The sequence below is a fragment of the Camelimonas fluminis genome, assembly GCF_014656355.1.
Classification (GTDB): domain Bacteria; phylum Pseudomonadota; class Alphaproteobacteria; order Rhizobiales; family Beijerinckiaceae; genus Camelimonas; species Camelimonas fluminis.
In genome coordinates, this window is sequence record NZ_BNCG01000001.1 from 411,358 (window position 1) to 435,047 (window position 23,690).

Consider the following 23,690-nt stretch of genomic DNA (forward strand, 5'->3'; position numbering starts at 1 on the left):
GAAGGCGCGGTTGACGCCGGGGGACCAGACGCGCGTCGACGTATCCAGTTTCACCGCGCGTCGTGGCGCGCACCGCATCGCCCTGGCCGGGCCGGCGAGCCTCGTCGTCGTGGATGGCGGCGTCGATATCCGCCAGCTGGCTGTGGCGCTGGGCAGTGGGCGGCTGACAGCCCAGGGCAGGGTGGGCAGGACGCTGGACCTCAACATTGGCGCCAGGGCCGTGCCGCTGTCCGTCGCCGAGATTTTCTCGCCAGGCCTTGGCCTCGCAGGCGTGCTGGAGGGCGAGGCGACAGTCAAGGGAACGTCGCTGGCGCCTTCCGGGCGGTGGCGGATCAATCTGACTGGCGTCTCGGCCGCAGCGGCGCGCTCGGCCGGCCTGCCGGCGGCGACAATGACCGCCAGCGGCGTCCTGGACGGCGCCGGGCGCACCTCGCTGAATGCGACGGTGACAGCCGGCCGGGTCGCTGATCTGCGTATATCCGGTAGCGCCCCGCTTGATCCGGGCGGCCGCCTTGACGTGGGCGTCCGCGGGCGGGTGGATCTGGGCGTGGCCAACGTCCAGCTCGCGCCGGCTGGCCGGCGTCTCACGGGCGCGGCCAACCTCGACATCCGGGTGGGCGGCTCGGCGACGCACCCGCAGATAACCGGCGGCGGCGGGTTGTCTGGCGGAGCTTTCTCCGACGCTGTCACCGGCGTGCGCCTGACCAATATCAACGGCCAGATTACCGCGCGTGGCCAGGAAATCGTCGTGCAGCGCATCGCCGCCTCCACGCCCAATGGCGGCTCCCTGTCCGTCACCGGCAATGTGCGGGTGGACCCGGCCGCCGGTTTTCCCGGCTCGTTCCGGATTACCGGCTCCAACGCCCTGCTGATGAACGATGGCATGGCGCGCGCCGCTGTCGACCTGAACATGACCGCAGCCGGGCCGCTGGCCTCCCGGCCGCGCATTGGCGGAACCATCAGCATCCGCTCGCTCAATATCAGTGTCCCCAACCAGTTGCCCGGTTCGCTGCGTCCGCTGGCCAACGTCTGGCAAATCGCGCCGACCCCACAGGCGAAGGCGCGCCTCGCGCTCGAGCAGCGCGTCCGCGTCCAGGGCGCCCGCTCCGCTCCGTTTGACGCGGTTCTCGATCTGGTTGTGACGTCGCAGAACACGATTCAGGTGAGCGGGCGGGGCATCAACGCGGTGCTGGGCGGCCAGTTGCGCATCGCCGGAACCATGTCGGCGCCGGCGCCGACGGGCGGCTTCACCATGCGCAGCGGCAGCTTCGATCTTGGCTCGCAGACGCTCGATTTCACCCGGGGCCAGGTCACATTCAGCGGCTCGCTGAGCCCGGAACTGGATTTCATCGCCGAGACCATCGCCGGCGGCGTGACGGCGCGGATCCAGATATCCGGTCCGGCCAGCGATCCGGCGTTTGATTTCAGCTCCAGCCCGGCGATGTCCAGGGAAGAGGTGATCTCGCGCATCCTGTTCGGTCAGTCGGCTGGCGAACTGTCCGGTCTTGAGGCGCTGCAACTGGCGCAGATCGCCGCCCAGTTCTCGGGCGACGGCGACAGCGCATTCGACAGTCTGCGCCGGACCCTTGGCCTCGGCGGCTCGGACATGGACGGCGACAGCAACCAGGGCTTCCTGGCCAGGGCGAGCCGGGCGCTCGGCAAGCGCATCCGTTTCAGCGTCAAGCCGGGCACCTCGCCGGAAACCACTGGCCTTGGCGTCAATGTCAACGTCACGCGTCACATCCGCGTTCAGGGTCTCGTTGGGGCGACCGGCAACACCTCGGTGAATATCGGCGCCGAGTGGGAATACTGATCGCCGCGACGGCGGCTGCCGGGGCGCCATCGCGTTTTGCATGCGGCGACCTTCCGCCGGCGTCGGGCTTCCGGGCAGGAGGCTCACGTAAGGAGCGGGTCCCCAGGTCATGGGTTCGCCAGTTTTGCGTTCAGAAATTTCTGGCGGCCGGCAATAAATGTTGCCGGTCCGTTGACGCGCTACTATTGTCCCCAGGTTTTCACAATTTGGTGAAGCGCTGATTTGCCAGCCGCGTGATTGCGGGAAGCGCCGTCAGAGGCGGCGCTTCGGGAAAATCGGCGGGCAAACCGGCCAGCTTCCGGCGCTCGCGGCCGAAGCAGGGACCCGGATTGTTATCCTGCCCGCAGGGAGCGTCCGACGCCTGCAGGCAGTTGGAAACATGGCGCGGTGTTTGGGGAGCGACGGATGAAGCGTTGGGCGATCTTCTGTGTGGTCGCGGGCATGGCGGTCCCGGTCGCTTCTGCGGCTTCGGCGCAGTCGCTTCCCGCATACCAGGCCAATGCGACCTGGAATTTTCCCGGGGCGATCACCCGGTACAATGACCCGCTCGGCGCGCCGCGCAACGTCTGTTTCAGCGCGGCGGCGTTGCATCGCTGGTGCCGCGTGTTCGTGACGGCGTCCGCCGGACCGTGCGTTTGTGGCGCCGCAGCCGATGGCCGCGGGGTTTTCGCCGGTACGCTGATCACCGACGCGCAGCTTTACGAGTTGATTGGCGAGGACGTGAAGCAGGCCGAGGTTGGAGCCAATGGCCGCCGCGTCGCCAATTCCCGGAATTACAACGGCTACTAACGCCGCTGCCCGGAGCGCTTTCCGACCAGATGGAATCGTCTGGTCGATCAGAATTCGCTCAAAACAAGGGAAACTGGAGCCATCCCCGATCCATGTAGATCGGGGATGGCTCCAGGGGAATGTAAGCGTTTTCGGTCATCGCTGACGCATTGGGCCCGCGCGTGTCGCGGGCATTCGCGTATTTGCGCCTGGCTGGCCGTGGACCGTTCGGGGGCGGACCGCTGCGTCACTGGCCGGAGCGGGCCTGACGTCAGGCGCGCGGCCACAATGATGAGCGCGCGCCACCTGTTGGCAAGAGGCGGCGCGGCTCAGGAGGCCGGGCTCAGGAAGCGGCTTGAGGGGCCAGTTCCGGCGTCGCCGGGAAGGTCGGCAGCGCCGTGTGGATGACGCCGTAGACCTTGGATTTTTCGCCGCGCGTCACCGCTCCGGCGAGGGCGTCCAGACAACGTTCCAGCTCATTGATATCCGGGAAGCTTGGGTCGGCGGCGATAATGCCTGGCAGGTTGACGTCGCGGGTGGCTTCGCCGTCGTCGAGCACGATTTCCTCAAGACGCTCGCCGGGGCGCATGCCGCTGAACACGATGTCGATGTCGACGTTGGGTCGCAAGCCGGCCATCTCGATCATGCGCGTGGCCAGATCGAGGATTTTGACCGGCCGGCCCATGTTGAGCACATAGATCGAGGTGCCCTTGTCCGGGTCGTCGATGGCGTGGAACGACGCCACAACCACCAGATCGCAGGCCTCCGGGATGGTCATGAAAAACCGCACCATGTCCGGATGGGTGACGGTGACTGGCCCGCCCTTGTCGATCTGCTCGCGAAACTTGGGCACGACCGAACCGTTTGAGCCCAGCACATTGCCGAAGCGCACCACGACAAGACGCGTCAGGCGCGCCGCCTCCGGATCGCTGGTCGCGCCGTTGCGCGCCGCCAGTTCAGCGTCCTTGGCCTGAACGTACATTTCCGCCAGACGCTTGGTGGCGCCGAGGATCGACACCGGCTTCACCGCCTTGTCGGTGGAGATCATCACAAAGGCTTCGGCGCCGCAGGCAATGGCGGCGTCGGCGGCGTTCATGGCGCCGAAGACGTTGGTGCGCACGCCCTCGCTCCAGTCCTTCTCCAGGTAATGGACATGCTTGAGCGCGGCGGCGTGATAGACGATCTGCGGCCGGTATTCACCGAGAATGGCGAACAGCCGGTCGCGATCGCGGACGTCGCAGATGCGGCCGACCGGGTTGCAGCCCGGGACCCGGCCCAGGTCTTCGAGAATCGCGTGCAGCGCCGGTTCGGAATTTTCCAGGATCAGGATATCCGTGGCGCCGAAGCGGGCGAGGCGACGGGCCAGTTCGCCGCCGATGGAGCCGCCGCCGCCGGTGATGGCGATGCGCCGGTGCGCCGCCAGCGAGGTGATGGTGGCCTCGTCAATGCTGATCGCCGGGCGCAACAGCAGGTCTTCCATGGAGATGGGCGCGAGCCGGGCGGAAACGTTCTGCGCGCCTTCGTCCAGTCCCTGGGTGCGCAGCACCTCCACGCCAAAGCGGCGGGCGGTGGTGAGGATGGTCCCCGGGTTGACCTCGTCGGCGAGGGCCGAGGGGGCCATGACCACGATGGCGGGGGCCTGGTCGCGGGCGGCGAGGCCCTGCATGACGCTGGCCAGGTCGTTGAAACCGCCGAGCACCCGAATGTCGCGGATCGACTGGCCGGCGTCCGCGCCGTGGCGGCTGAGGGCGCCGACCGGGCGCAGCCGCGACAGGGCGCCCTGCTCGATGCCGCGCAGGATCGCTTCGATCTCGATGCCGGTTCCCAAAATCAGCGCGGCGTCGCGCTTGCTGGCCGGGGAGGCCGAGGTGAGCTGTCGCTGCTTAAGGGCCCGGTAGGCGACGCGCGGCGCAGCCAGCAGCAGCATTTCCAGCAGGCAGAACAGCAGAATCCAGCCGCGCCCGAAAAAGTTTTTGCCGAGCAGATCGGGGTGCGACACCACGGTGTCGAACACCAGCAGCACCAGCGAGAGGGCCAGCGACGCCTTGGCGATCTTGATGATGTCCGGCAGCGAGGTGAAGCGCCACTTCGACTGGGGCAGGCGCACCGCGAGAAACACCAGCGCCGCCACCGGCAGCACGCCGGCCAGAATCAGCGGCAGATCATGCAGATAGACGCCAAGACGCTGGTCCTGAAACCGCAGAAAGAAGGCAAGCGCCGTCGCGCCAGCGGTGACGACGAGATCCGCCGTCAGGTTCAGCAGGATGGTCCTGATCGCGCGTCGCGACGCCATGGTGCTCCCCGGATGCGCCGACAAACGGCGAAACTGTGCTGTACGACATAGAACATGATGCGCGCGCACGAAACCGGCGATGGCGCCCGGCGCACGTCAAATCACGCGTCCACCCGGTGAGAAATGGTTTTCGCGGCCATACCAGGGCGGATGCAGGGCTTGCGGGCGATGCTGGTCAAAGGTTGCGCCAGCGGCGGAACCACGCGACGAAATGGGCGACGCCAGTTTCCAGCGGCGTCGCCGGCACATAACCGATCGCCGCCTGCAGGGCGTCGGTGTCGGCCCATGTCGCGGGCACGTCGCCTGGTTGCATTGGCTCCAGCACGATCTGGGCCTTTCGGCCCAGGCCCTCTTCCAGCAGCGCGATGAGGCGCGGCACCGCAGTCGGACTGTTGGCTCCAATATTGTAGACGCGCCAGGGGGCAGAGGAGCTGCCAGGCCCAGGCGCCGCGCCGCTCCACTGCGGATCAGGCCGGGCGGGTCGGTCGAGCAGGCGCACGACGCCTTCAACGATGTCGTCGACATAGGTGAAGTCGCGGCTCAGGTCGCCGTTATTGAACAGACGCAGCGGCTTGCCGGTGGCGATGGCCTCGGCGAACAGCCACGTCGCCATGTCAGGACGCCCCCACGGCCCATAAACTGTGAAAAATCGCAGCCCCGTGGTCGGTAACCCGAACAGGTGGCTGTAGGCATGGGCGGAAAGCTCGTTGGCCTTTTTGGTGGCGGCGTACAGGCTGAGCGGATGATCGACGTTCTGGCTGACCGAGAACGGCATTGTGCGATTGGCGCCGTAAACCGAGCTGGACGAGGCGTAAACCAGGTGGCGCACGCCGTTATGCCGGCAGCACTCCAGGAGGTTCTGGAAGCCGACGAGGTTCGATCTCGTGTATGCGTCGGGGTTCAGCAGCGAATAGCGCACGCCGGGCTGCGCCGCCAGATTGACGACGATGGCCGGTTTGCCGGCGCGAAACACATCGGTCAACGCCGCCGCGTCGGCGATATCGGTCTGGCTGAAGCTGAAATTGCCGGACGGCGTCAGTTGCTCCAGCCTGGCCCGCTTGAGCGCCGGATCATAATAATCGTTGAGCGTATCCAGCCCCACCACGCGCCGGCCTTCCGCCAGCAGGCGTTGGCACAGGTGAAAACCAATAAAGCCGGCGGCTCCGGTGACCAGAACCGTTTCCTGGCTGTCCATGTTCCCGCGCTCCATTCCGGATGCGCGCGATTTCCCTCCGGCGCGCGCTGCTGTGATGCCATTGCTGGCCCCGGTTGGCCAGCCCCCCGGGTGCGCTCGCTCACACGGCGCGCTGGATGAAGGCCGCCGCTCGTTGCGGGCTGGTTGACGCCGGCCAGGCCCCCGGCGACATTCAACCGCCGGTTCTGGCGCACAAACGCCTGGAACAGACGTCTGGAACTGGCTTCGCTTGTGCGTGGCGACGGCCCACGCGTATGCGGCTGGCTGCGAAGCCGGCGTTCTCCATGAAGATTGAAATGGAGATCAGGCGCCATCAGACCGATGGGCGGCGGGGCAGTCCGGCCTTGTGGACCAGCCCCGGCGCAGGACGGACACGGAGGTCAAGTTGTCGAAATTTGCGCGAAACCTTTTAAGCCGTCGCGATCTGTCCCTCGGGGCGCTGGTCGCCGGGGTGGCGCTGCTGTCGGGGGAGGCGTCCGCGGCGCCGGTCACGCTGCGCGGCGAGGTGGTCTATCGCGAGCGCATGGCTCTGCCGCGCGGCGTTCGCGTTGAGGTGCAACTGGTCGACATTTCGCTGGCTGACGCGCCCGCCCGCGTGCTGGCCACGGCCCAGGTCGGCAAATTCGCCGGCAGCCCGATACCCTTCACCCTGCGCGTCGATAGCCGCAGGCTGGGGCGGGGACGGCGCTACGCCCTGCAGGCGCGCATCAGCGACAATCGCGGCAAGCTGATGTTCATTAACGACACGGTTCATGCCTGGACGCCTGGCGACGCCGGGCCCTTCACCATCCAGGTCGTGCGCGCCGGCGCCGCCGGCAAACCGCGCGCGCCGGCTGAGCCGTGGGGCCGCTGGGTGGCGGAGGACATTCTTGGCGGGGGCGTGGCGGAGCGGGTGCAGTCGGTGCTGGAGATCGCCCCGGATGGTCGCGTCTCCGGACATGGCGGCTGCAATGGCATGGGCGGTTCGGCGCGGGTGAAAGGCAAACGCATTGTGTTCAGCCGCATGGCGTCCACCATGATGGCCTGTCCGCCGGCGCAAATGAATCAGGAGCGCCGTTTCCATGAGGCGCTTGGTCTGGTTCGCGGTTTTCGGGTGGAGGATGAGCCGCGAAAGCTGCTCCTGCTCGATGGCTCCAACCGCGTGGTGATGCGATTGACTGCGGATGAGACCAAAAACCGGTGAGTCCGGCTCATTGGGTTATGGCCCGGGCAGATGGGGATGCATCAGTGTCTTCGCGTGGCGTGAGGGATTCTCAGACGACCACGACGCCGCAGTGTTTGGCCTTGTGCTCGGGTTCGATGTGGATGGTGATCTGGGCTCCCGGCACCTCGTCTTTCAGGGCGGCCTCGATCCGGTCGCAAATGCTGTGAGCGGCTTCAACCGTGGAGTCGCCAGGCACCACCAGGTGAAAATCGATGAAGGTGACGCGCCCGGCGACCCGGGTGCGCACGTCATGGGCTTCCAGCGCGCCGATCGCCTCGCGGGAGATGACGCCGCGAATGGCGGCCAGCATGTCGTTGGGCGCGGCTTCGTCCATGAGGCCGCTCATGGATTCCTTTGTCACCTTCCAGCCTGACCACAGGATGTTGAGCGCCACCAGCGCTGCGAGCAGTGGATCAAGCACCAGCCAGCCGGTGACCACGGCCAGCGCCACGCCAGCGATGACGCCGAGGGATGACACGACGTCGGTGAACAGATGGCGGCCATCCGCCTCCAGAGCCGGGGAGCGCAGCTTGCGGCCCTCACGGATCAGCACCCAGCACCAGATGGCGTTGAGGACGCCGGCTGCGGCGTTGATCGCCAGACCTTCCAGGGGAGCGTCCAGCGGCTGCGGCGCGAGGAACCCCTGCCAGGCCTTGTGCAGGATCAGCAGGGCGGCGACGACAATCATCACCCCTTCCATCACAGCGCTGAAATATTCCGCCTTGTGATGCCCATAAGGGTGGTTGGCGTCCGCTGGCCGCAAGGCGATGCGCACGGCCGCCAGCGCCGCCAGCGCCGTCGCCACATTGACGATGCTCTCCATGGCGTCAGAGTAAAGCGCCACGGAGCCGGTCACGCGCCAGGCAAGCAGCTTCAGCGCCAGAACCACCAGCCCCACGGCCAGGCTGCCGATCGCGATCTGCAGGGTTCTGTTCATATCCATTCCGACGGCGTTGCTGGAGCCCTGGGGTTTAGGCGATCGGATGACGGACGGCAACTCCATGGTTTTTAAATGCAAATTGCTTGCAGTTGCGACATGTGGACAGACATGCTGGACTTCATCCAGGGGCCGGGTTCACCCTGTTTTCCGGACCATGCGGGTGTTGGGGAGATCGTCATGCCGCCAGATATTCGGCTCAAGCGCATCTACGAACCCGCCAGCGAGGCGGACGGAGCGCGCATCCTGGTCGATCGCTTGTGGCCGCGCGGCGTCCGCAAGGAGGATGCGCATCTCACCCTGTGGATGAAAGAGATCGCGCCCAGCCCGGAATTGCGCAAGTGGTTCTGCCACGATCCGGCGTTGTTCGGTGAATTCACCTTCCGCTACCAGGCCGAACTCGACGCCAATCACGCCGCCGTGGCGCAGATCGCCGATTACCTGAAACATGGGCCGGTGACGCTGCTCTACGCCGCGCATGATCCGGCGCACAATCAGGCGGTGGTGCTGGCGGATTATTTGCGGACCAGTCTCATGGGCGTTGCCGCAGGCGACGGAGGCAAACAGGCTGACTGAACCGGGCTGCGGATGGCGTTGGCAAACCACTGTCCGGATGAACGGGGCGCTCACAGTCGTTGATGTTTCAGGGATATTTGACGTTCCATAGCCAGTGCCGGGCGCTTCCCATGAGCCCCGGATTTTCTTGCGTCCGGATTGTCCACCGGCTTCGCGGCGCCGTTTCACAACCATGTGACGGAGTGCCGCCGGCGCGCGTCGGACGCCATGCTGGTGCTAGGCTGTAAGCCGACGTTCGGGCCGGAGCCTGGCGCATGTATTCCATGTGACCAGACCGCTGGCTGTGAAGTCCGCGGGGCGCGTGGGCAGTGGGGTCACGCCTTGTGTGGTCGCGTTCAGATGAGGCTTTCGTGACATTTCAGGATATTGGTCTGCAGCCGTTGGGCGACGCTGTGGAGCGGCGGGGCTGGAGCGCCGCCGAACTGGCGGCCGGGATGGGCGGCCAATGGGCGGAAAATGGTCCGGGGCCTGGCTGGAGGACCATGGGCGTCTGCATCTACCCGCCGGAAATGCAGCCGGGCGACGTCGTTGTCGTGCGGGGCAAGGGGGCCACGGGCGTTGCTCCATCTTCTGTGCCCCGTCTGCCCTACATCCCGCAGGCCGTGGTGCTTGAACGGGACGCGCCTTCCGTGCCCGGCGTCGGGTATGAATTGCGGGTGGATGATCTGCGGGCGGCCGTGCTCGCCATGGGCCGCTACGCCCGTCAGACAACGTCAGCCAGGATCGTTGGCGTCACCGGCAGCGCCGGCAAGACCACCATGGTCGCCATGCTCTCCCACGTCCTGGGTCTCTGGGGCGTGACAGGCAGCTCCCGCGCCAGCGCCAATTTGCAAATTGGCATTGCATGGAACCTTGCCTCCATGCCGCGCAACGCATCGTCCCTGGTGGTGGAAATGGCCATTGGCGGCATGAGCCGCAATGCGGCGCTGGTCCGGCCAGACGTGGCGATCATCACCAACATCGCGCCGGCGCATCTGGAATATCACGACAATGTCGATGAAATCGCCCGACGCAAGGCGCTGATTTTCGGCGGCATGGAGCAGGGCGGCGTGGCGGTTATTTTCACCGACATGCCGCAGTATGATATTTTCGCCAACGCGGCGCGGGCGGCGGGACTGCGTATTGTCGGTTACGGTCGCCACCCGGGCGCCGATATCCGCCTGCTCAACTATATCCCCACGGAGAAGCTGGTTGAACTGTCGGTGAGAGGGCGGCCGCTGCTGTTCAGAAATGGCGCGCCAGGCGAACATATGGCTCTCAACGCCGCTGGATGCATCGCGGTGCTGGACGCCCTTGGCGCGTCGGCCGAAGCAGCGGGGCCATTCTTCTCCCTGTTCAGACCGATGCGCGGACGCGGCGAAGTCACTGACGTGCCAGCGGGCGATGGCCTGGTCCGCGTGATAGACGAAGCCTACAACGCCAATCCCGCCTCCATGGCCGCCGCCCTGCAACTTGTGCGGGAAATCAGCCCGCCGGTCGCGGGCGGGCGGCGCGTGCTCGCCCTTGGCGACATGCTGGAGCTTGGGCCTGACAGCGCCGCCCTTCATGCGCGTCTGAAGCCGTACGTGGAGGCCTGCTCCGCCGATTTGATCATGTTATGCGGCGAGCAGATGGCCGCTCTGCGCGATGTCCTGGAAAACAAGGCGGAGATCGTCTGGGCGCCGACCGCACCTGAACTGCTGACAAGGGCTGGGGAGTTGCTTCGGAGCGGCGATGTGCTGCTGGTGAAGAGTTCGGCGGGCACAAAGCTCAGTGAGCTGGTGCGGGCGCTCAGGGAGCGTCGGATTTCCATCGGCGCGTGAGCGCCAGGGCGTCATCGGGATTGGCGACCATGCAGGAACGGAGGCGTTGGCATGGCCTGGCGCTGGAATGGCAGGCGCTGTTTCATCGCGCTTGTGGTCACATCGGCGGTCGCCGCGTCTGGCTCCATGTCCCTTGGGCGCGAAGCGACGCCCTCTTATCGGACCAGTGTGGAAGCGGGCTGCAGGGAGTTGCTCCCGGCGCGCTACGCCCTGCTGGATCGGGAACTGGTTCGCGGTGATCTGCGGATACGCTGGGCTTCGGCTGGCGTTCATGCGCTGGCCGACCAGCGAGATGGGGCGCGCAATGGCGTTCCCGATGTGATCGACGATCTGATGACGCAACTTGTCGCGGCGCGCGCGGTTTATGGGCGCGGGCTGGGACTGGCCGATCCCCTGGCGCAGAAGCGCTACCAGGCCGCGCGCGCGATCACGTTTTTCGTGATGGATCTGCCTCGCGGCAATGGTCTGGCGTTCGACGAGATAACGCGGCTGCCCGATGATAAAGGCGACGGCGCGCCATGCTCACTGGCGGCGGTTGTCAGCAACCGCCTCGATTTTTCTCACAATGTCACGGGAGCCCATGAACTGTTCCACCTGTTCCAGTACGGCTACGCCATGTTCAAGGCGCCCTGGCTGCTGGAGGGGATGGCGCGGTGGAGCGAAGGTTTTTTTGCAGGGGCGGCGCCACCCCGACTGGCTGGCGCCGCCCCGGCGAACTGCCAGGAAGCAACGCGATTGCGCTATGGCGCCAGCGCGTTCTGGACGGTGCGCTGGGAAACCGCGGGCGTAACCGCTTCCGTGCCTGAGGCGGCTGGCGGAGCCAGATACCGGAACGGTTTCAGGGTCATGGCCGTCAATGGCGATCGGGGCGGGGACAGGGTGCGCGCCGACCTGGAGACATTGGCGCGTCTCAGCCGCCGGACGGCGGCGGACATGGGGCTTCCCGAGCATGACTGGCCCGAAGCCTTACAGAAGTCGGACAGGTTCAATGGCGCAATCTGCGCCGCCTTGTGGTGAGTTGCAGCGGGAGGCGTCGCCGGGGCTCAGCGAAGCCATGCCAGGTCAGAAGTGGGCGCTGGATCAGCGGGAAGAGCGCTTCTGTCTCAATGGGGAAGGAGGGCCTTCCCCCTGTCACCGCTCCCGCATCGCTTCACGCGCCCGGTTAAGTGGTCGCAACAGATACTGCAGCACGGTCTTTTCTCCCGTGTGGATGTCGGCGGTGGCGATCATGCCGGGGAAGATGGGGAAACGCTTGCCGGCGCTATTGGTCAGGGCGTCGGTCTTGGTTTTGATGAACACCCGGTAGTAAAACTGGTCCGCGCGCACCTCGTCGCGGATGGTGTCCGGCGAGATGCTCGAAACCGCGCCCTCAAGGCCGCCATAAATGGCGTAGTCGTAGGCGGTGATCTTCACCACGGCGCGCTGCCCTTCGTGAATGAAGGCGATGTCGCGCGGCGAGATGCGCGCCTCGATCAGCAACTGGTCGTCCAGCGGCACGATCTCCATCAGCTTGCCATTGGGCGGGATGACGCCGCCGAGCGTCGTGACCTCGATGTTCTTGACCACGCCGCGCACCGGAGAACGGAAAACCAGCCGTGAAAGACTGTCCGTGCGCCCACGGATTTGCGATTGCAGCGCTTCAACGTCGGCATTGGCCCTGGCCAGCTCCTCGCGTGCGCGAACAATGTACTGGGACTGGAGGTCGGCGAGCTTCAGCTCCATGTCCACCATCTGGCGATTGAGCCGGATGACGTCGATGTGGCTGGCGGCGCCGACCTTCTGGAGATTCTCGCTGATCGCCAGTTCCTTGCGCACCAGGTTCATCGCGTGGCGGAGCCAGCGCGAGGACTCGTCCAGCGCCTTGCGACGGGCGTTGTAGAGCCGGGTTTCGGACTGAACCAGTTCTGGCCAGGCGTTCAGCTCCGCCGGGAAACCGAGATCGGTCAGGTTGACTTCGGCGGTGAGCCGGGCGGCGCTGGCCTGGGCCGCCCGCAGACGCGCGGCCGCTTCGCCGACATTGGCCTCGGTGCGGGTCGGGTCGAGTTGGGCGAGAATTTGCCCGGGCTTGACGACGTCATCCTGCCGTACGTTCAACGAGGCCAGAATGCCGCCTTCCAGCGACTGGATCACCTGTTCGCGCGATGACGGAGCCACCTTGCCCTGGCCAGACGCGACTTCATCCAGAACCGCCACGGACGCCCAGGCAAGGAACGCCGCCAGCAGACCCAAAACCACCCGGACTACCCGCGTGGCGCGCGTCAGCCTGAGGTCCGTCGCGTCATGTTCAGCATCAAGGCCGCCGACCACGGCCGTGGAATGGCTCGCTAGCCCGAGCGCACGGGTGATCATGCGTCTGCTCCCGCTTCAGCGCCGGCTGGCTGGCGCGCCGTGGCCGGCGTTTTCGGCGCCACGGGCTTCACGCCCGTGAGCCGCCGCAGCGCCGCTTCCTTGCCCTCGTCCAGGACGACGCGTCCGCTGTCGATGACAATGACCCGGTTGACCAGGTCCAGCGCGCGCATGCGGTGGGTTGCGATAATGACGGTGCGCCCTTCTGACCATGCGCCGAATTGCGCGATGAAGGCGCGTTCGGCAGTTTCGTCCAGGCTGGCTGTTGGCTCATCGAGAATGATGATCTGCGGGTTGCGCAGCAGGTTACGGCTGAGCAGCAACAACTGGCGCTGTCCCTGGGAAAAGCCGGCGCCGCCTTCTCCAACGGGATGATCGAGCCCCCTGGGCAGGCGTCGCACGAACGCGAGGGAGCCGGTCAGCTCCAGCACGCGCACCAGTTCGCTGTCGCTGGCCTCTGGCGCGCCCATCATCAGGTTTTCCCGCAGGGAGCCATGGAACAGGCGCGCGTCCTGCCCGACGTAGCTGACATCGCGCCTGACGTCGGCCGGATCGATATGCGACAGCGAAATGCCGTCGAGCGTGACTTCGCCGGCGGCCGCTTCGAGCTGACCGGCGAGGGCCTTGAGCAGGGTTGATTTGCCGGCGCCGTTCTTGCCAAGCACCGCGATGCGATCACCGGAGGCAATGGACAGCTTGCTGACGGACAGCGCGATGGGCGTTGTCTCGTCGCCATGGCGGAAGGCGACCTCACGCATGTCATAGGCGCCGGCGATGGCCGGCAGATGCACGCGTGCTTCTTCCGGAGCATGATCCACTGGCAGGCGCATGATCGCCTCAAGGCTGCCGGCGGCGACGCGCGCTTGCTGCAGGCGCGCCAGCACCTGGCTGAGGTGGGCCATCGGCGAAATCATGCGCGAGCCGAGCAGGGAGGCGGCGACCAGGCCGCCGGTGGTGATCTCACCAGCGATCACCATGGGCGCGCCCAGCACCACGACGCCAGCGTAGACCAGCATCTGCACCGTATGCACCCATGACGACATGCCGTTGGTCAGCGCCCGCAGCTTCAGCTGCGCCTCGGCGGTGACGGCGTTGTAGTGGTTCCACAGCCGCAGAAAGCGAGGTTCCGCCTGCAATGACTTGATGTCCTCGATGCCTTGCACGGCCTCAACCAGCATGGCGTTGCGCAGGGAGGCCTCGCGCATGGAGGTTTGCGCCAGCTTGCGCAAGCGTCCCTGCAGCAGCAGCCCTGGCGTCAGCATCAGCGCCAGTCCGATCAGCGGCGCCAGCGCCAGTTTGCCGCCGATGAAGCACATGACCGCCAGGAACATGAAGAAGAACGGCAGGTCGGCGATGGCCGACACGGTCGTCGACGTCATCAGCTCACGCACGTGCTCAAGATCGCGCAACTGGGCGATGAAGCTGCCGGTGGAGCGCGGCCGGGCCTGGTTGCGCACGTGCAGGGCGTGGCCGAACACCACGTCTGACAGGCGTCGGTCGGCGTCCTTGCCAAGCAGGTCGATGATCTCATGGCGGATGCGCCGCATGATGAAATCGAACAGCAGCGCCAGCACCACGCCGGAGAACAGCACGAACAGGGTCGACATCGACTCGGCCGGGATGACCCGGTCGTAAACCTGGCCGGAAAAGACGATGCCGGTCAGGCCCAGGGTGTTGGCGACGAGCGAGGCGATGAGCACATAACCATATGGCCGCCAGTCGCGAATCACCAGGCGGCGCAACCAGTGCGCCTCAAAGGGCCGGATGTAATCGTCAACCCGGGCGTCGCGAACGCGACGGGCCGGCCGCGCCATGGCGGCGCGCGCCGTCAGGGGCGCCAGTTCCCGGGCGGGGGTGAGAACCGGCAGGGAATCTTCGCCAGAAAAAATCACCTCTGCGACGCCGTCTGCGCCAATGCCGCTGATGACCCCGACACGGCCGTCGGTCAGCTCGATGATGAGCGGCAGGCGTTGGCTGTCAAAGATCTGCCGGCGCTCCGGCAGGACTTTCAGGCGCAGGCCCATGCTCCGCGCCAGGTTGGCGATGGCTTCGTCCTGGCTGGCGGCGCCCCGCCAGCGCGCCTCCAGCCGCGCCCGTTGCAGAGACGGCTCCAGGCCATAGTCGCGACAGACGCGGGCGAGCGCTTCGATCCATGCGTCGAGCAACGCCGTGGCGGGCGGCGGCGGGGCCGCATCTGGCTGGATGGCTTTGGTCATGGTTCAGCCTGCGAACCGAGGGCGAAGGCAGTGCGCGTCATGCCAGTGCTATAAAGGCATTCCACCTGCAACCGGCGCAGATCGTGCGTGATGTTCACGGCCTGGAAGCGGGCCGTGTACAGTTCCTGTTCGGCATTGAGCAGATCCAGCAGTGTCCGTGTGCCCAGATCGACGTATTGTTGCCGGTAAAGATCGCGTGTCTTGATCATCGCCGCGTCGCGCAGTTTCGCGGCCTTGTGCTGGGCGCCCAGGGCGCCGATGCGGCTGCGGGCCTGCGCCAGCCCCTGTCGCACCTGCAGGCGCACCGCCGCTCCGGCCGCCATCGCCGCGGTGAGGGCGTAGTCGGCGGCCCGGCGCCGCGCTTCGGTGGCGCCGCCTTCGTAAAGATTGCCGGAAACGCGCACGCCGGCGGTATAGTTGAAGCGGCGGGTGTTGGTGTTGTTGTTGTAGGACCAGGCTGGCTCGCGCTCGTAAAACGGGTCGTAATCGGCGCTGCCCGAGAGTGCGATCGTCGGAAACAGCTGGGCCTTGCTGTTATCGAGCTGGGCGATGGCCTGGCGCCGTTTCTCCTCGGCCTGGACGGCGGCGGGTATCCGGCCCCAGTCCAGTTCGCCGCTGGCGCAGGATTTGCCCAGCCATGCCGGAGCGCTGGCGGCGACCGAGCTGACAGACAGACTGGAGAGGAAAGAGACATTGCTCAGCCAGCGGCTGCGCTCGCCTTCCACTTCATAGCGGGTCGCTTCCGTCGCCAGGATGCGCGCTTCCGCCTGCTCCTTGTCCGACAGGGAACTGGCGCCCTCCTGGCTGCGCCGGCCGACCAGATCGCCGATAGCGCGCACGCCCGCCACCTGCTCCACGGCCACCGCGAACAGGGCCTGATAACGCTGGGCCTCTACGAAGGCGAGGGCGGCGTCGCGGGCGATGTTGTCGGTGGTCAGAGCGACCTGGGCGACGCTGGCCCGCGCACCGGCCGACGCGGCCTTCACCTCGGACGACACCTTGCCGAAATCATAGAGCATCTGTGAGGCTGAGATATTCAGCGCCGGGCGCCAGTTCTGGTTTCCGGTCGCGCTGGCGCCGCTGCCGGCGCCAGCCGAAATTTTGGGAAAATACCCGGACCGCGCCACGGCGATCTGCTCCTGCTGCTGACGCATCACGCCAGTCGCTTCGGCGATGGCGGGGTGATGTTTTGCCGCGCTGCGAACAACGGTTTCCATATCGGCGGCGCCTGCTGGCCGGGCGCGGGCTTTCTTCATCGCGGCTTCAGCCGGCAAGGGCGGGCCCAGCGCCAGGCAGGCGCTGGCGCCCAGGAGCGTCTGAAACAGCAGGGCCTGGCAAAGCGGAATTCCGCGCCGGGCAACCCGGCGCCGGGTGAAACGGAACGTCCGGCCGCCGACGACGCGTACAGCCAATTTCATTCAGGACTCCACATGGTCGACGGATCGCCATCGCCAGCGATGGTCAATCCGGAACGCGGCTCGATCTGCCGATGATCGCCAGGCGGCCAGGCCGCAGGTCGCACGACGCGGCGACGCTGGCGCATCCGCGGCCCGCAATGCCCAGACCGGCGTGACGCATGGCCTTTCTGGACATGCCTTGCGCCGCCCGGGCTCAACCGGAACCCGATGAGGCGGCGGCGCCGGGGGCGGATGACTGCGGCGCCGTCGCCCGCGAGGGGGCGGCGGCGCCATGCTTTGGTTGGGACAGGCTGAACAGTCTGGTCCGGCGATCGGGCGACACGCGCCGCCCGATCCTGGTTGGCAACGGGAGACGACCGCTCCCGGGACCCGCGCTACACGACCGGATGGTGGATCTGGTCGTCGTCCGGCGTTTCGGCGAGGTAGACCAACGGTTCCTCGACATCGACGCCGTCTTCGGCGTCTGTCGCGCCATCCGGCGTTTCGGCGAAATAGACCAGCGGCTCCGCGACATCGACGCTGCCTTCAGCCTCGGCCACGCCGTCCGGAGACTGCTCCGCAGCCGTCTCGCTCGCCGGCGCCTCGGGAATGTGGCGGAGGCCATCAAGCCCGATATCCCCGCCAGCCTCCGCCAGCGTCAGGTCCGGCATGTTGTCGTGACAGCCATTGGCGGCGTCCGCCTGGTGGTTTCCGTCTCCCAGTTCGACGGGAACCGTGTCAGGGGCGGCCGCAACCTGTGTGGCTGACGCATCAGACGCCTGGTCGCCGCCATCGTGAACGGGCTCCGGCTCCGCTGGGTTGGCTGAAGTTCCGGTCGCTTCCGGTTCAGCGCTTCTGGCCGTCCTTGCTCCGGCGGTCTCCTCCTGAGCTGGCGCGGCCATGCCAGCCGTTCGCCCGTCAAGCCCATGAACGTGCTCCCCGCCGTCGGCTGGCGCCTCGAAGCTGGCGATGGCGAGCGGCGTGTCTCCACCGCCATTGATCTTGACGGTGAGATGGGCTGCTGACTCCGCGCCGTCCGGCATGACGATCCTGTACTGGAACACGTCCGTGTAGCCGGCGGCCGTCTGCGGCAGGTTGGCGAGCGGCTGGTAGTGGTAGCCGCCATTGCTGTAGACGGTGAGGCTGCCGTAGGCGCCGGCAATGACCACGCCCGCGCTGGCGACGTCGACGAAGCCGCCGTGGTTATCTACCTGCAACTTCGCGGTGAGCGGCAGATCGCCGTCATTTTTGAACAGGTTGCCGTCAGCCGCCCTGGCAGAAGCCACCTCCCACTGGTTGGTGTGAGCGACATTGACGTCCGTGGCGATGGTTACGACGCCTGCCAGACCTGTGAGGCTGGTGTGCACGCGGTAGTTGCCAGGGCCCAGATCAAGGTCTGCGATGTTGATCGTTTTCACAGGACCAAGCAGGCCGACAACCATGTTGAAGCTGCCGTTGGAACTGACAGGCTGCCAGTTGCCGGGCGACATCTCCTTTTCAATCGTCACCGAGCCGTTTGCGGCGGCCGCCACCGTTACGGACACCACCACGGTTCCGGAGGCCGCCATGTCGCTGGTCAGGGTGAAGACGCCGCTGTTGACTGTTCGCGGCACACCCAGCAGGGCGGCGAGTGGGTCGCGATCAACGAAAAAGTCGTCGTTGACCGGATGTCGCCACGTAACCGCTGCGTCGCCCCTGTCATCGCTGGCCATGAAATCACGTACGGCTGGTTGTGACCAGTCGTTGTCATTCCACACCAGACCCTGTCCCTCACTGTTGATGCGGACATACAGATCGGCCGTGCTGTCCGTGTTCGCTGCAGCGTTGTGGAGCGTGTAGGTGAACGCGTCCACCTTGCCGACGCCGGCCGTGCTGGCGTTGGGCCTGTAAACGTACGAGCCATCCTGATGGATAACGAGCGTTCCGTATTGCCCGGCAATCTCCGTGCCCGCTGGCCCGCTTTGCACGTCCTGCGCGGCCCCTCCGTTCGCGCTGACCCTGGTCACCAGTTGACCGGGGAAGGCAGCGGATCCGTCATTCTCCATGACGTTTCCGTTGACCGGCGGCGCGTTGATGGCGCTGATCTCCCTGTAGTTCAGATCGACGCCGTCGACCGACAGCTTTCCGAGGAGGCTGATGCCCGCGACGTCCTTAACCGCCACAAAGGCGCGATATACGCCCTCTCCCAGCGACGCGCTGGCTTCTGCGCGATTGCCGAGCAGATTGAGGTTCAGGAATGTGCCGTCGCTCCCGCCATCAACAGAAGCCCATGAGCCGTCGGCCTGCTGTTTCTGGACGACGATGCTGGTCGAGCCCAGCACATCAAGGCCTATGACCTGCGAATAGACCAGCGACAGGTTCTGCTCATGCCCCTGGTCAATTGAGAAGTTGACGGCATTGACATTGAGAAGCCGCAAATCGATGCCGATCAGGCTGACAAGAGCGAGGTACGAAGCATCGCCATGATCGACGGCGGATGACGTTGGGACGAGCTCCACGTTCGCGGTCGCGTGGTCTTCGACAGCATCAGCGTCAGCATCTGCATCCGCGTCTGCGTCAGCATCTGCGTCTGCGTCAGCATCTGCGTCCGCATCTGCGTCAGCGTCCGCATCTGCATCGGCGTCGGCATCCGCATCTGCATCGGCGTCGGCATCCGCGTCAGCATCTGCGTCCGCATCTGCGTCAGCGTCAGCGTCAGCATCCGCGTCGGCATCTGCGTCAGCGTCCGCATCAGCATCAGCGTCTGCGTCAGCATCCGCGTCCGCATCTGCGTCTGCGTCCGCATCGGCGTCTGCGTCAGCATCAGCATCAGCGTCTGCGTCAGCATCCGCGTCAGCATCTGCGTCAGCGTCCGCATCGGCGTCGGCATCCGCGTCAGCATCTGCATCCGCGTCTGCGTCAGCATCAGCATCAGCATCTGCGTCCGCATCGGCGTCAGCGTCAGCGTCTGCGTCCGCATCAGCATCTGCGTCGGCATCTGCATCCGCGTCCGCGTCAGCATCTGCGTCGGCATCCGCATCCGCATCCGCGTCCGCGTCGGCATCCGCGTCAGCATCCGCGTCTGCGTCTGCGTCTGCATCAGCATCTGCGTCAGCGTCCGCATCTGCATCTGCATCTGCGTCGGCATCCGCGTCAGCATCTGCATCCGCGTCTGCGTCAGCGTCCGTATCGCCTATCGGTGTGGGTTGTGGCGATGGGCTGGGGACAAAACCGGCGCTGCCTGAGCCGCCGCCGCCGCCAGCGGCAAGAGCCAAGGCTCCGCCCGCTGCGGCAAGGCCGCCAAAAAGGGCGAGAGGGGATATGTTGTTGCTGTCGTTGTCGGCGGCTGCGTTTGCCGCGCCAACGCCGATGAGGCCAGCCGGAAGAACCGCGGCTGTTATCGCGCCAGTCTCATCGACAAAATACAGGTTGCTGCTGGCGTTTCCGTCCTTGTCAAAGAAATTCCGGATGCGAATGACAGCACCCGTCTTGAACCTGATAATGATATCGGCCCCCTCCCTGCTGTAGGAGGCGACATTGGCTGCGCTTGTGGGAACTGTAACAATACTTGCTTCTGTGAGCGTCGTGGACTCACTGTGCACGGATTGCGTAGCGCCGGTAGCTTTTGATTTGACAAAAAATTGCATAAAATACTCCAGGCGAACAAATTTTTGCTCGTCTGGGGGGAAGCCGGCGCGCGATCAAAAATGAATTTATTATTGTTTATCGGACGCAATCCTGCCCCAGGATGTCCCGCTAAACTGGATGCATGCGTCTCGTTTGCGCAACGGTCATGGCCATCACTTTTTTTTGAAACTTCCCAGTTGAATGAAACCGCATCGCGCGTTTTTTGCTAATTTTGTTGAAAAATAAGGCTTTTTAGTCGGTTAGTTGGACCAGATTTGCTCAAGACCGGGCTGTATTGGCAACCGCACAGGGCATTCACAGGTTTTGTCGTTACGCTATCGTGAGATGCAAATTGGTCCAACTTCGGGATAATTGACCGAGAAATCGCAGACATCATATGTTTGCAGGTTCATTTTGATGTAAAGTATAACTATTTTCAATAATAATTGCTTATGTCGACCAATGGGTCCCGGCGTGGGTTTCCTTGGAAATTGCGGACACATTGCGTCCGGATGAAGGGTGGCGGCCAATTGAAGCCAAGTAATGTCCGGCTGCTGTTCGCGCGTTTGCGGCGCCAGGTCGAGGAACGCGTTGGCGCTGCCGAAGGGGAAGTTCCGGCGTTTGTATTGTTCGCATCGTTGACGGACGGGGCGGCGCGCGCGCGGACTGTCACGGTGTCCGGCGCCGAGTTTGGGGCGTGCTGGCGCGACCTTGTGCAGGCAGCGGAGCGGGTGATGGGCGACGCCAGGATCAAGCCGGCGTGGTTGCGGGTAGACTGGGTCGAACGCGTGGAAAAAATGACCTGGAGTGCGCTGGAGACGCGTTTGCGCAAGGTCAAGCGCAATTATTACAGGTTCGGCATTTCTTTGGACAGCGCTTTTCATCATGCGTTTCTGGAGACCGAACTTAACGCCAACGCCATGCTGTATGGCGGGCCGGGCGCGCGCACGGCCGTGGTCAATGACAAGAACTTCCGGCGGTATGCGCGCATACGCCATGGGCTGGCGAATCTGGATCGCCGCCCTGAGGGCGAGGTGTGGCAGTTTTCGACGCGCGGCGTATTCCTTGCCCTCAACTCGCCGGCTGTCCATGAACTGCATGGAGCCGGCCGCGACGCCGGGCGTCGCGTCATCGCGCGTCTGGAAGCGTCGGATGTTCGCGCGCTCGTGGCGGCCGGGTCGGGTTATCTTGCCAGCCAGGTGGGGGAAACCGGGCGTTTTACCTACGGCTGGCACCCGTGTTTTGATCGCGAAATTCCGGCCTACAACGGCTTGCGCCATGCCAGCAGCCTGTACGCCATGATCGAAGCCTGGGGCGTGACGCGCGACGCCACGCTCGGCGCGGCCATTGAGCGGGCGCTGGCGTATCTGATGGCGGAACTGATCCGCGCCGATGGCGAGGGAGAGGGGGCGCGAGCGTTCCTTGTAGAAGAAAACGGCGAGATCAAGCTGGGCGGCAATGCGGTCGCCATTCTCGCGCTATGCAAATATTGTCAGGTCACCGGGCGCCAGGATCACCTGGAGCTGGCGCGGCGGCTGGCCGAGGGCGTGCTGTTCATGCAGGACGCCGCGACCGGACGGTTCCGCCACGTGTTCGCCTGGCCGGACATGCAACTGAAGGACGCCTTCCGCATCATTTATTACGATGGCGAGGCGGCTTTCGCACTGATGCGCATCTATGAATTGACGCGCGATGAACGGTTGCTGGACGCGGTGGAAAGCGCGTTTCGTTATTTCATCGAAGCCGGATACTGGAACACGCACGACCACTGGCTGGCGTATGCCGCGGATGCGCTGGCGCTGCACAGGCCGCGCCCGGAGTACTACGCGTTCGGCGTGCGCAATGTCGCCGGCTATCTTGATTTCGTCATCGACCGCATCACCACGTACCCCACCCTATTGGAACTGATGATGGCGGCCGAGCGCATGGTCAGCCGGATGCAGGCTGATCCGGCGCTGCGCGGCGGCCTGGCGGGGCTGGATCTGGACAAGTTCTATCATGCGCTGGAGGTCCGCGCCCACTACCTGCTCAACGGGCATTTCTGGCCCGAACTGGCGATGTTCTTCGCCAATCCACGGCGTATTTGTGGAAGTTTCTTCATCCGTCATCACGCTTTTCGCGTGCGGATCGATGATGTGGAGCACTATCTGTCGGGGCTTGTTGCATATCTTGCCTGGCGCGAGCGCCAGGCAGACGGGGAGAGACGCGATGCCTCCGTCGCCCTCGCCATGTGAAACGTCTGGGGGGTACAGGGCGGGGGCCGGCGCGACAGCGCGCTGGGGGCGGGCGTCAGCCGTTCCGGCGCAGCAACGTTCCTGCTGAATGGGCGCGTTGCTCCGGCTTGCTGGTTTGATGGGCCCGTTTTCGCAAGCCTGCTTTCATCTGGTGCAAAAGGGGCGCCCACCGGACAGCGCTAGCCAGAAATATCCAGCCGGTAGAAAGCCATGGCGGCGCCAGCGTAGAGGGCCTGCTTTTCTGTGGCGGACGCGCCCGCCGTAATGCGCTTGAAGGCGTTCCAGAGGGTGGGGTAACTGGCGCCCCAGCGGTCGACCGGGAAATTGCTTTCGAACATGCAGCGTTGCGGGCCGAAGGCCTCGATGCAGGTTTCGATCCACGGCCGCCATAACCCGGCAAGCTGTTGCGAGGACGGTTGCTTCCCCGGCCCCAGGTCCGCGAAGCCGGGGAAAGGCATGGCCAGACCGCCAAGCTTGACGTGAACATTGGGCAATGCGGCGATCTGGCGGATGCTGTCGCGCCAGATGGGGAAACGCTCGTCCCGTTTGCCAGCATGGTTGCCGACGCCCAATGGCGTGCCGGCATGGTTGAGCACGATGGCCGCGCCGGGGCAGGCCCGCGCCAGGTCCGCGATCTCTGGCAGTTGCGGCTCCAGAACCCAGGCGTCGAGCGACAGGCCGCGGGCGCCGAGACGGCGCACGGCGGCGCGCACGGCGCTGTCGCCGGCAAGACCGGCCGGCATGGCGGCGAGCGGGCCAAGCACGGTGGGATCTTCATCGTGGGCCATCATATGCCGGACGCCGCGAAAACGGCCGCCGCCGGCGGCGATGTGGGCGTCGAGGACGGCGTCCACGCCATCTCCGAGGCGCAGGTCAGCGAACCCGACCATCCCGGCGCAGGCGCGGACCGGTCCATAAAGACCGCTGGCCGACATGGCGGCGACGCCATTGATGAACTCGGTTTCGCCAACAGGGCGCAATGCTTCCGGCCCGCTGGCGCGGTAAAAGGCGCCGCACTGGACATGCACCGTGGCGATGATGTTATGGCCGGTGTTCAGGTCTGCCAGCAACTGGTCGAGCAGATACAGCGGCGTGAGCTGGATGGTTTTTTCAAAAGCGTGCAGGGGCGCGCGCATCTCTGCCACCCGCTGGCGGCGGTCCCACAGATGATGGTGGGGGTCGATGATTGGCAGGTCGGGTTCGAGGATGGGCCCGTTCATTCTGGCGTTTCTCCCATGCGACGACGCCATCCGGCATGCTCCGGCGACGCGACGCTGACGTCCAGCATAGGGTTTTCCATCTC

At 65.4% G+C, this 23,690-nt stretch carries 16 protein-coding genes and 1 pseudogene; 8 read left to right on the forward strand and 9 right to left on the reverse strand.

Going from position 1 to position 23,690, the window contains the following annotated elements; genetic code table 11:
* Positions 1 to 391 precede the first annotated feature (391 nt).
* Together IE243_RS23890 and IE243_RS01740 are read left to right on the forward strand one after the other, a co-directional pair.
* A complete protein-coding gene (locus tag IE243_RS23890) occupies positions 392 to 1,813 on the forward strand; it encodes a translocation/assembly module TamB domain-containing protein (protein WP_373301547.1) in 1,422 nt (473 codons plus the stop codon).
* A 405-nt stretch (positions 1,814 to 2,218) separates the two neighbouring features.
* A complete protein-coding gene (locus tag IE243_RS01740; protein ID WP_191317601.1) occupies positions 2,219 to 2,602 on the forward strand; it encodes a hypothetical protein in 384 nt (127 codons plus the stop codon).
* 322 nt (positions 2,603 to 2,924) lie between these two features.
* On the opposite strand, the gene IE243_RS01745 is transcribed toward IE243_RS01740, so the two are convergent.
* Together IE243_RS01745 and IE243_RS01750 are read right to left on the reverse strand one after the other, a co-directional pair.
* Positions 2,925 to 4,874 carry an SDR family NAD(P)-dependent oxidoreductase gene (locus IE243_RS01745; RefSeq protein WP_191317602.1) on the reverse strand — a complete coding sequence of 650 codons (1,950 nt, stop codon included), beginning with the start codon at positions 4,872 to 4,874 and terminating at the stop codon, positions 2,925 to 2,927.
* Positions 4,875 to 5,049: 175 nt separating this feature from the next.
* Complete coding sequence (locus IE243_RS01750; RefSeq protein ID WP_191317603.1) at positions 5,050 to 6,069, reverse strand: NAD-dependent epimerase; 1,020 nt, start codon at positions 6,067 to 6,069, stop codon at positions 5,050 to 5,052.
* A gap of 385 nt (positions 6,070 to 6,454) precedes the next feature.
* Between IE243_RS01750 and IE243_RS01755 the strand changes: the two genes are divergently transcribed.
* Positions 6,455 to 7,252, forward strand: a complete 798-nt coding sequence (locus IE243_RS01755) for an META domain-containing protein (protein ID WP_191317604.1) — start codon at positions 6,455 to 6,457, stop codon at positions 7,250 to 7,252.
* Between the two features lie 70 nt (positions 7,253 to 7,322).
* On the opposite strand, the gene IE243_RS01760 is transcribed toward IE243_RS01755, so the two are convergent.
* A complete protein-coding gene (locus IE243_RS01760; RefSeq protein ID WP_191317605.1) occupies positions 7,323 to 8,210 on the reverse strand; it encodes a cation diffusion facilitator family transporter in 888 nt (295 codons plus the stop codon).
* Between the two features lie 180 nt (positions 8,211 to 8,390).
* Here IE243_RS01760 and IE243_RS01765 point away from each other — a divergent pair, with 180 nt between their 5' ends.
* The 3 genes from IE243_RS01765 to IE243_RS01775 all read left to right on the forward strand — a co-directional run bounded on the left by IE243_RS01765 (position 8,391) and on the right by IE243_RS01775 (position 11,605).
* Positions 8,391 to 8,786 (forward strand): DUF488 domain-containing protein, encoded by a 396-nt coding sequence (locus tag IE243_RS01765; protein WP_191317606.1) that lies wholly within the window; start codon positions 8,391 to 8,393, stop codon positions 8,784 to 8,786.
* Between the two features lie 350 nt (positions 8,787 to 9,136).
* The gene (locus IE243_RS01770) at positions 9,137 to 10,588 is read left to right on the forward strand and encodes a UDP-N-acetylmuramoyl-tripeptide--D-alanyl-D-alanine ligase (RefSeq protein ID WP_191317607.1); all 1,452 of its coding nucleotides are present in this window, start codon (positions 9,137 to 9,139) and stop codon (positions 10,586 to 10,588) included.
* Between the two features lie 51 nt (positions 10,589 to 10,639).
* Entirely contained in the window at positions 10,640 to 11,605 is a 966-nt protein-coding gene (locus tag IE243_RS01775; protein ID WP_191317608.1) for a hypothetical protein, read from the forward strand.
* 114 nt (positions 11,606 to 11,719) lie between these two features.
* Here IE243_RS01775 and IE243_RS01780 read toward each other — a convergent pair whose 3' ends face one another.
* The 4 genes from IE243_RS01780 to IE243_RS01795 form a co-directional block, all read right to left on the reverse strand.
* On the reverse strand, positions 11,720 to 12,937 hold the full coding sequence (locus IE243_RS01780; RefSeq protein ID WP_191317609.1) for an HlyD family type I secretion periplasmic adaptor subunit: 1,218 nt from the start codon (positions 12,935 to 12,937) through the stop codon (positions 11,720 to 11,722).
* Positions 12,934 to 15,150, reverse strand: a complete 2,217-nt coding sequence (locus tag IE243_RS01785) for a type I secretion system permease/ATPase (RefSeq protein WP_191317610.1) — start codon at positions 15,148 to 15,150, stop codon at positions 12,934 to 12,936. Before IE243_RS01785 ends, IE243_RS01780 begins: the two co-directional genes overlap by 4 nt.
* Positions 15,147 to 16,568 carry a TolC family protein gene (locus IE243_RS01790; RefSeq protein ID WP_191317611.1) on the reverse strand — a complete coding sequence of 474 codons (1,422 nt, stop codon included), beginning with the start codon at positions 16,566 to 16,568 and terminating at the stop codon, positions 15,147 to 15,149. The genes IE243_RS01785 and IE243_RS01790 overlap by 4 nt, the downstream gene beginning before the upstream one ends.
* A gap of 374 nt (positions 16,569 to 16,942) precedes the next feature.
* A complete protein-coding gene (locus tag IE243_RS01795; RefSeq protein ID WP_244642614.1) occupies positions 16,943 to 19,045 on the reverse strand; it encodes a BapA/Bap/LapF family large adhesin in 2,103 nt (700 codons plus the stop codon).
* A 12-nt stretch (positions 19,046 to 19,057) separates the two neighbouring features.
* Here IE243_RS01795 and IE243_RS23375 point away from each other — a divergent pair, with 12 nt between their 5' ends.
* Complete coding sequence (locus IE243_RS23375) at positions 19,058 to 19,771, forward strand: hypothetical protein (RefSeq protein ID WP_244642617.1); 714 nt, start codon at positions 19,058 to 19,060, stop codon at positions 19,769 to 19,771.
* 144 nt (positions 19,772 to 19,915) lie between these two features.
* Here the strand turns inward: IE243_RS23375 and IE243_RS23895 are convergent.
* A pseudogene (locus IE243_RS23895) lies at positions 19,916 to 20,173 on the reverse strand (BapA/Bap/LapF family prefix-like domain-containing protein); the annotation flags it as partial.
* A gap of 510 nt (positions 20,174 to 20,683) precedes the next feature.
* Here IE243_RS23895 and IE243_RS01800 point away from each other — a divergent pair.
* The gene (locus IE243_RS01800; protein ID WP_191317613.1) at positions 20,684 to 22,387 is read left to right on the forward strand and encodes a glycoside hydrolase family protein; all 1,704 of its coding nucleotides are present in this window, start codon (positions 20,684 to 20,686) and stop codon (positions 22,385 to 22,387) included.
* A 179-nt stretch (positions 22,388 to 22,566) separates the two neighbouring features.
* On the opposite strand, the gene IE243_RS01805 is transcribed toward IE243_RS01800, so the two are convergent.
* Positions 22,567 to 23,607, reverse strand: a complete 1,041-nt coding sequence (locus IE243_RS01805; protein WP_191317614.1) for an amidohydrolase family protein — start codon at positions 23,605 to 23,607, stop codon at positions 22,567 to 22,569.
* Between the last annotated feature and the right edge of the window lie 83 nt (positions 23,608 to 23,690).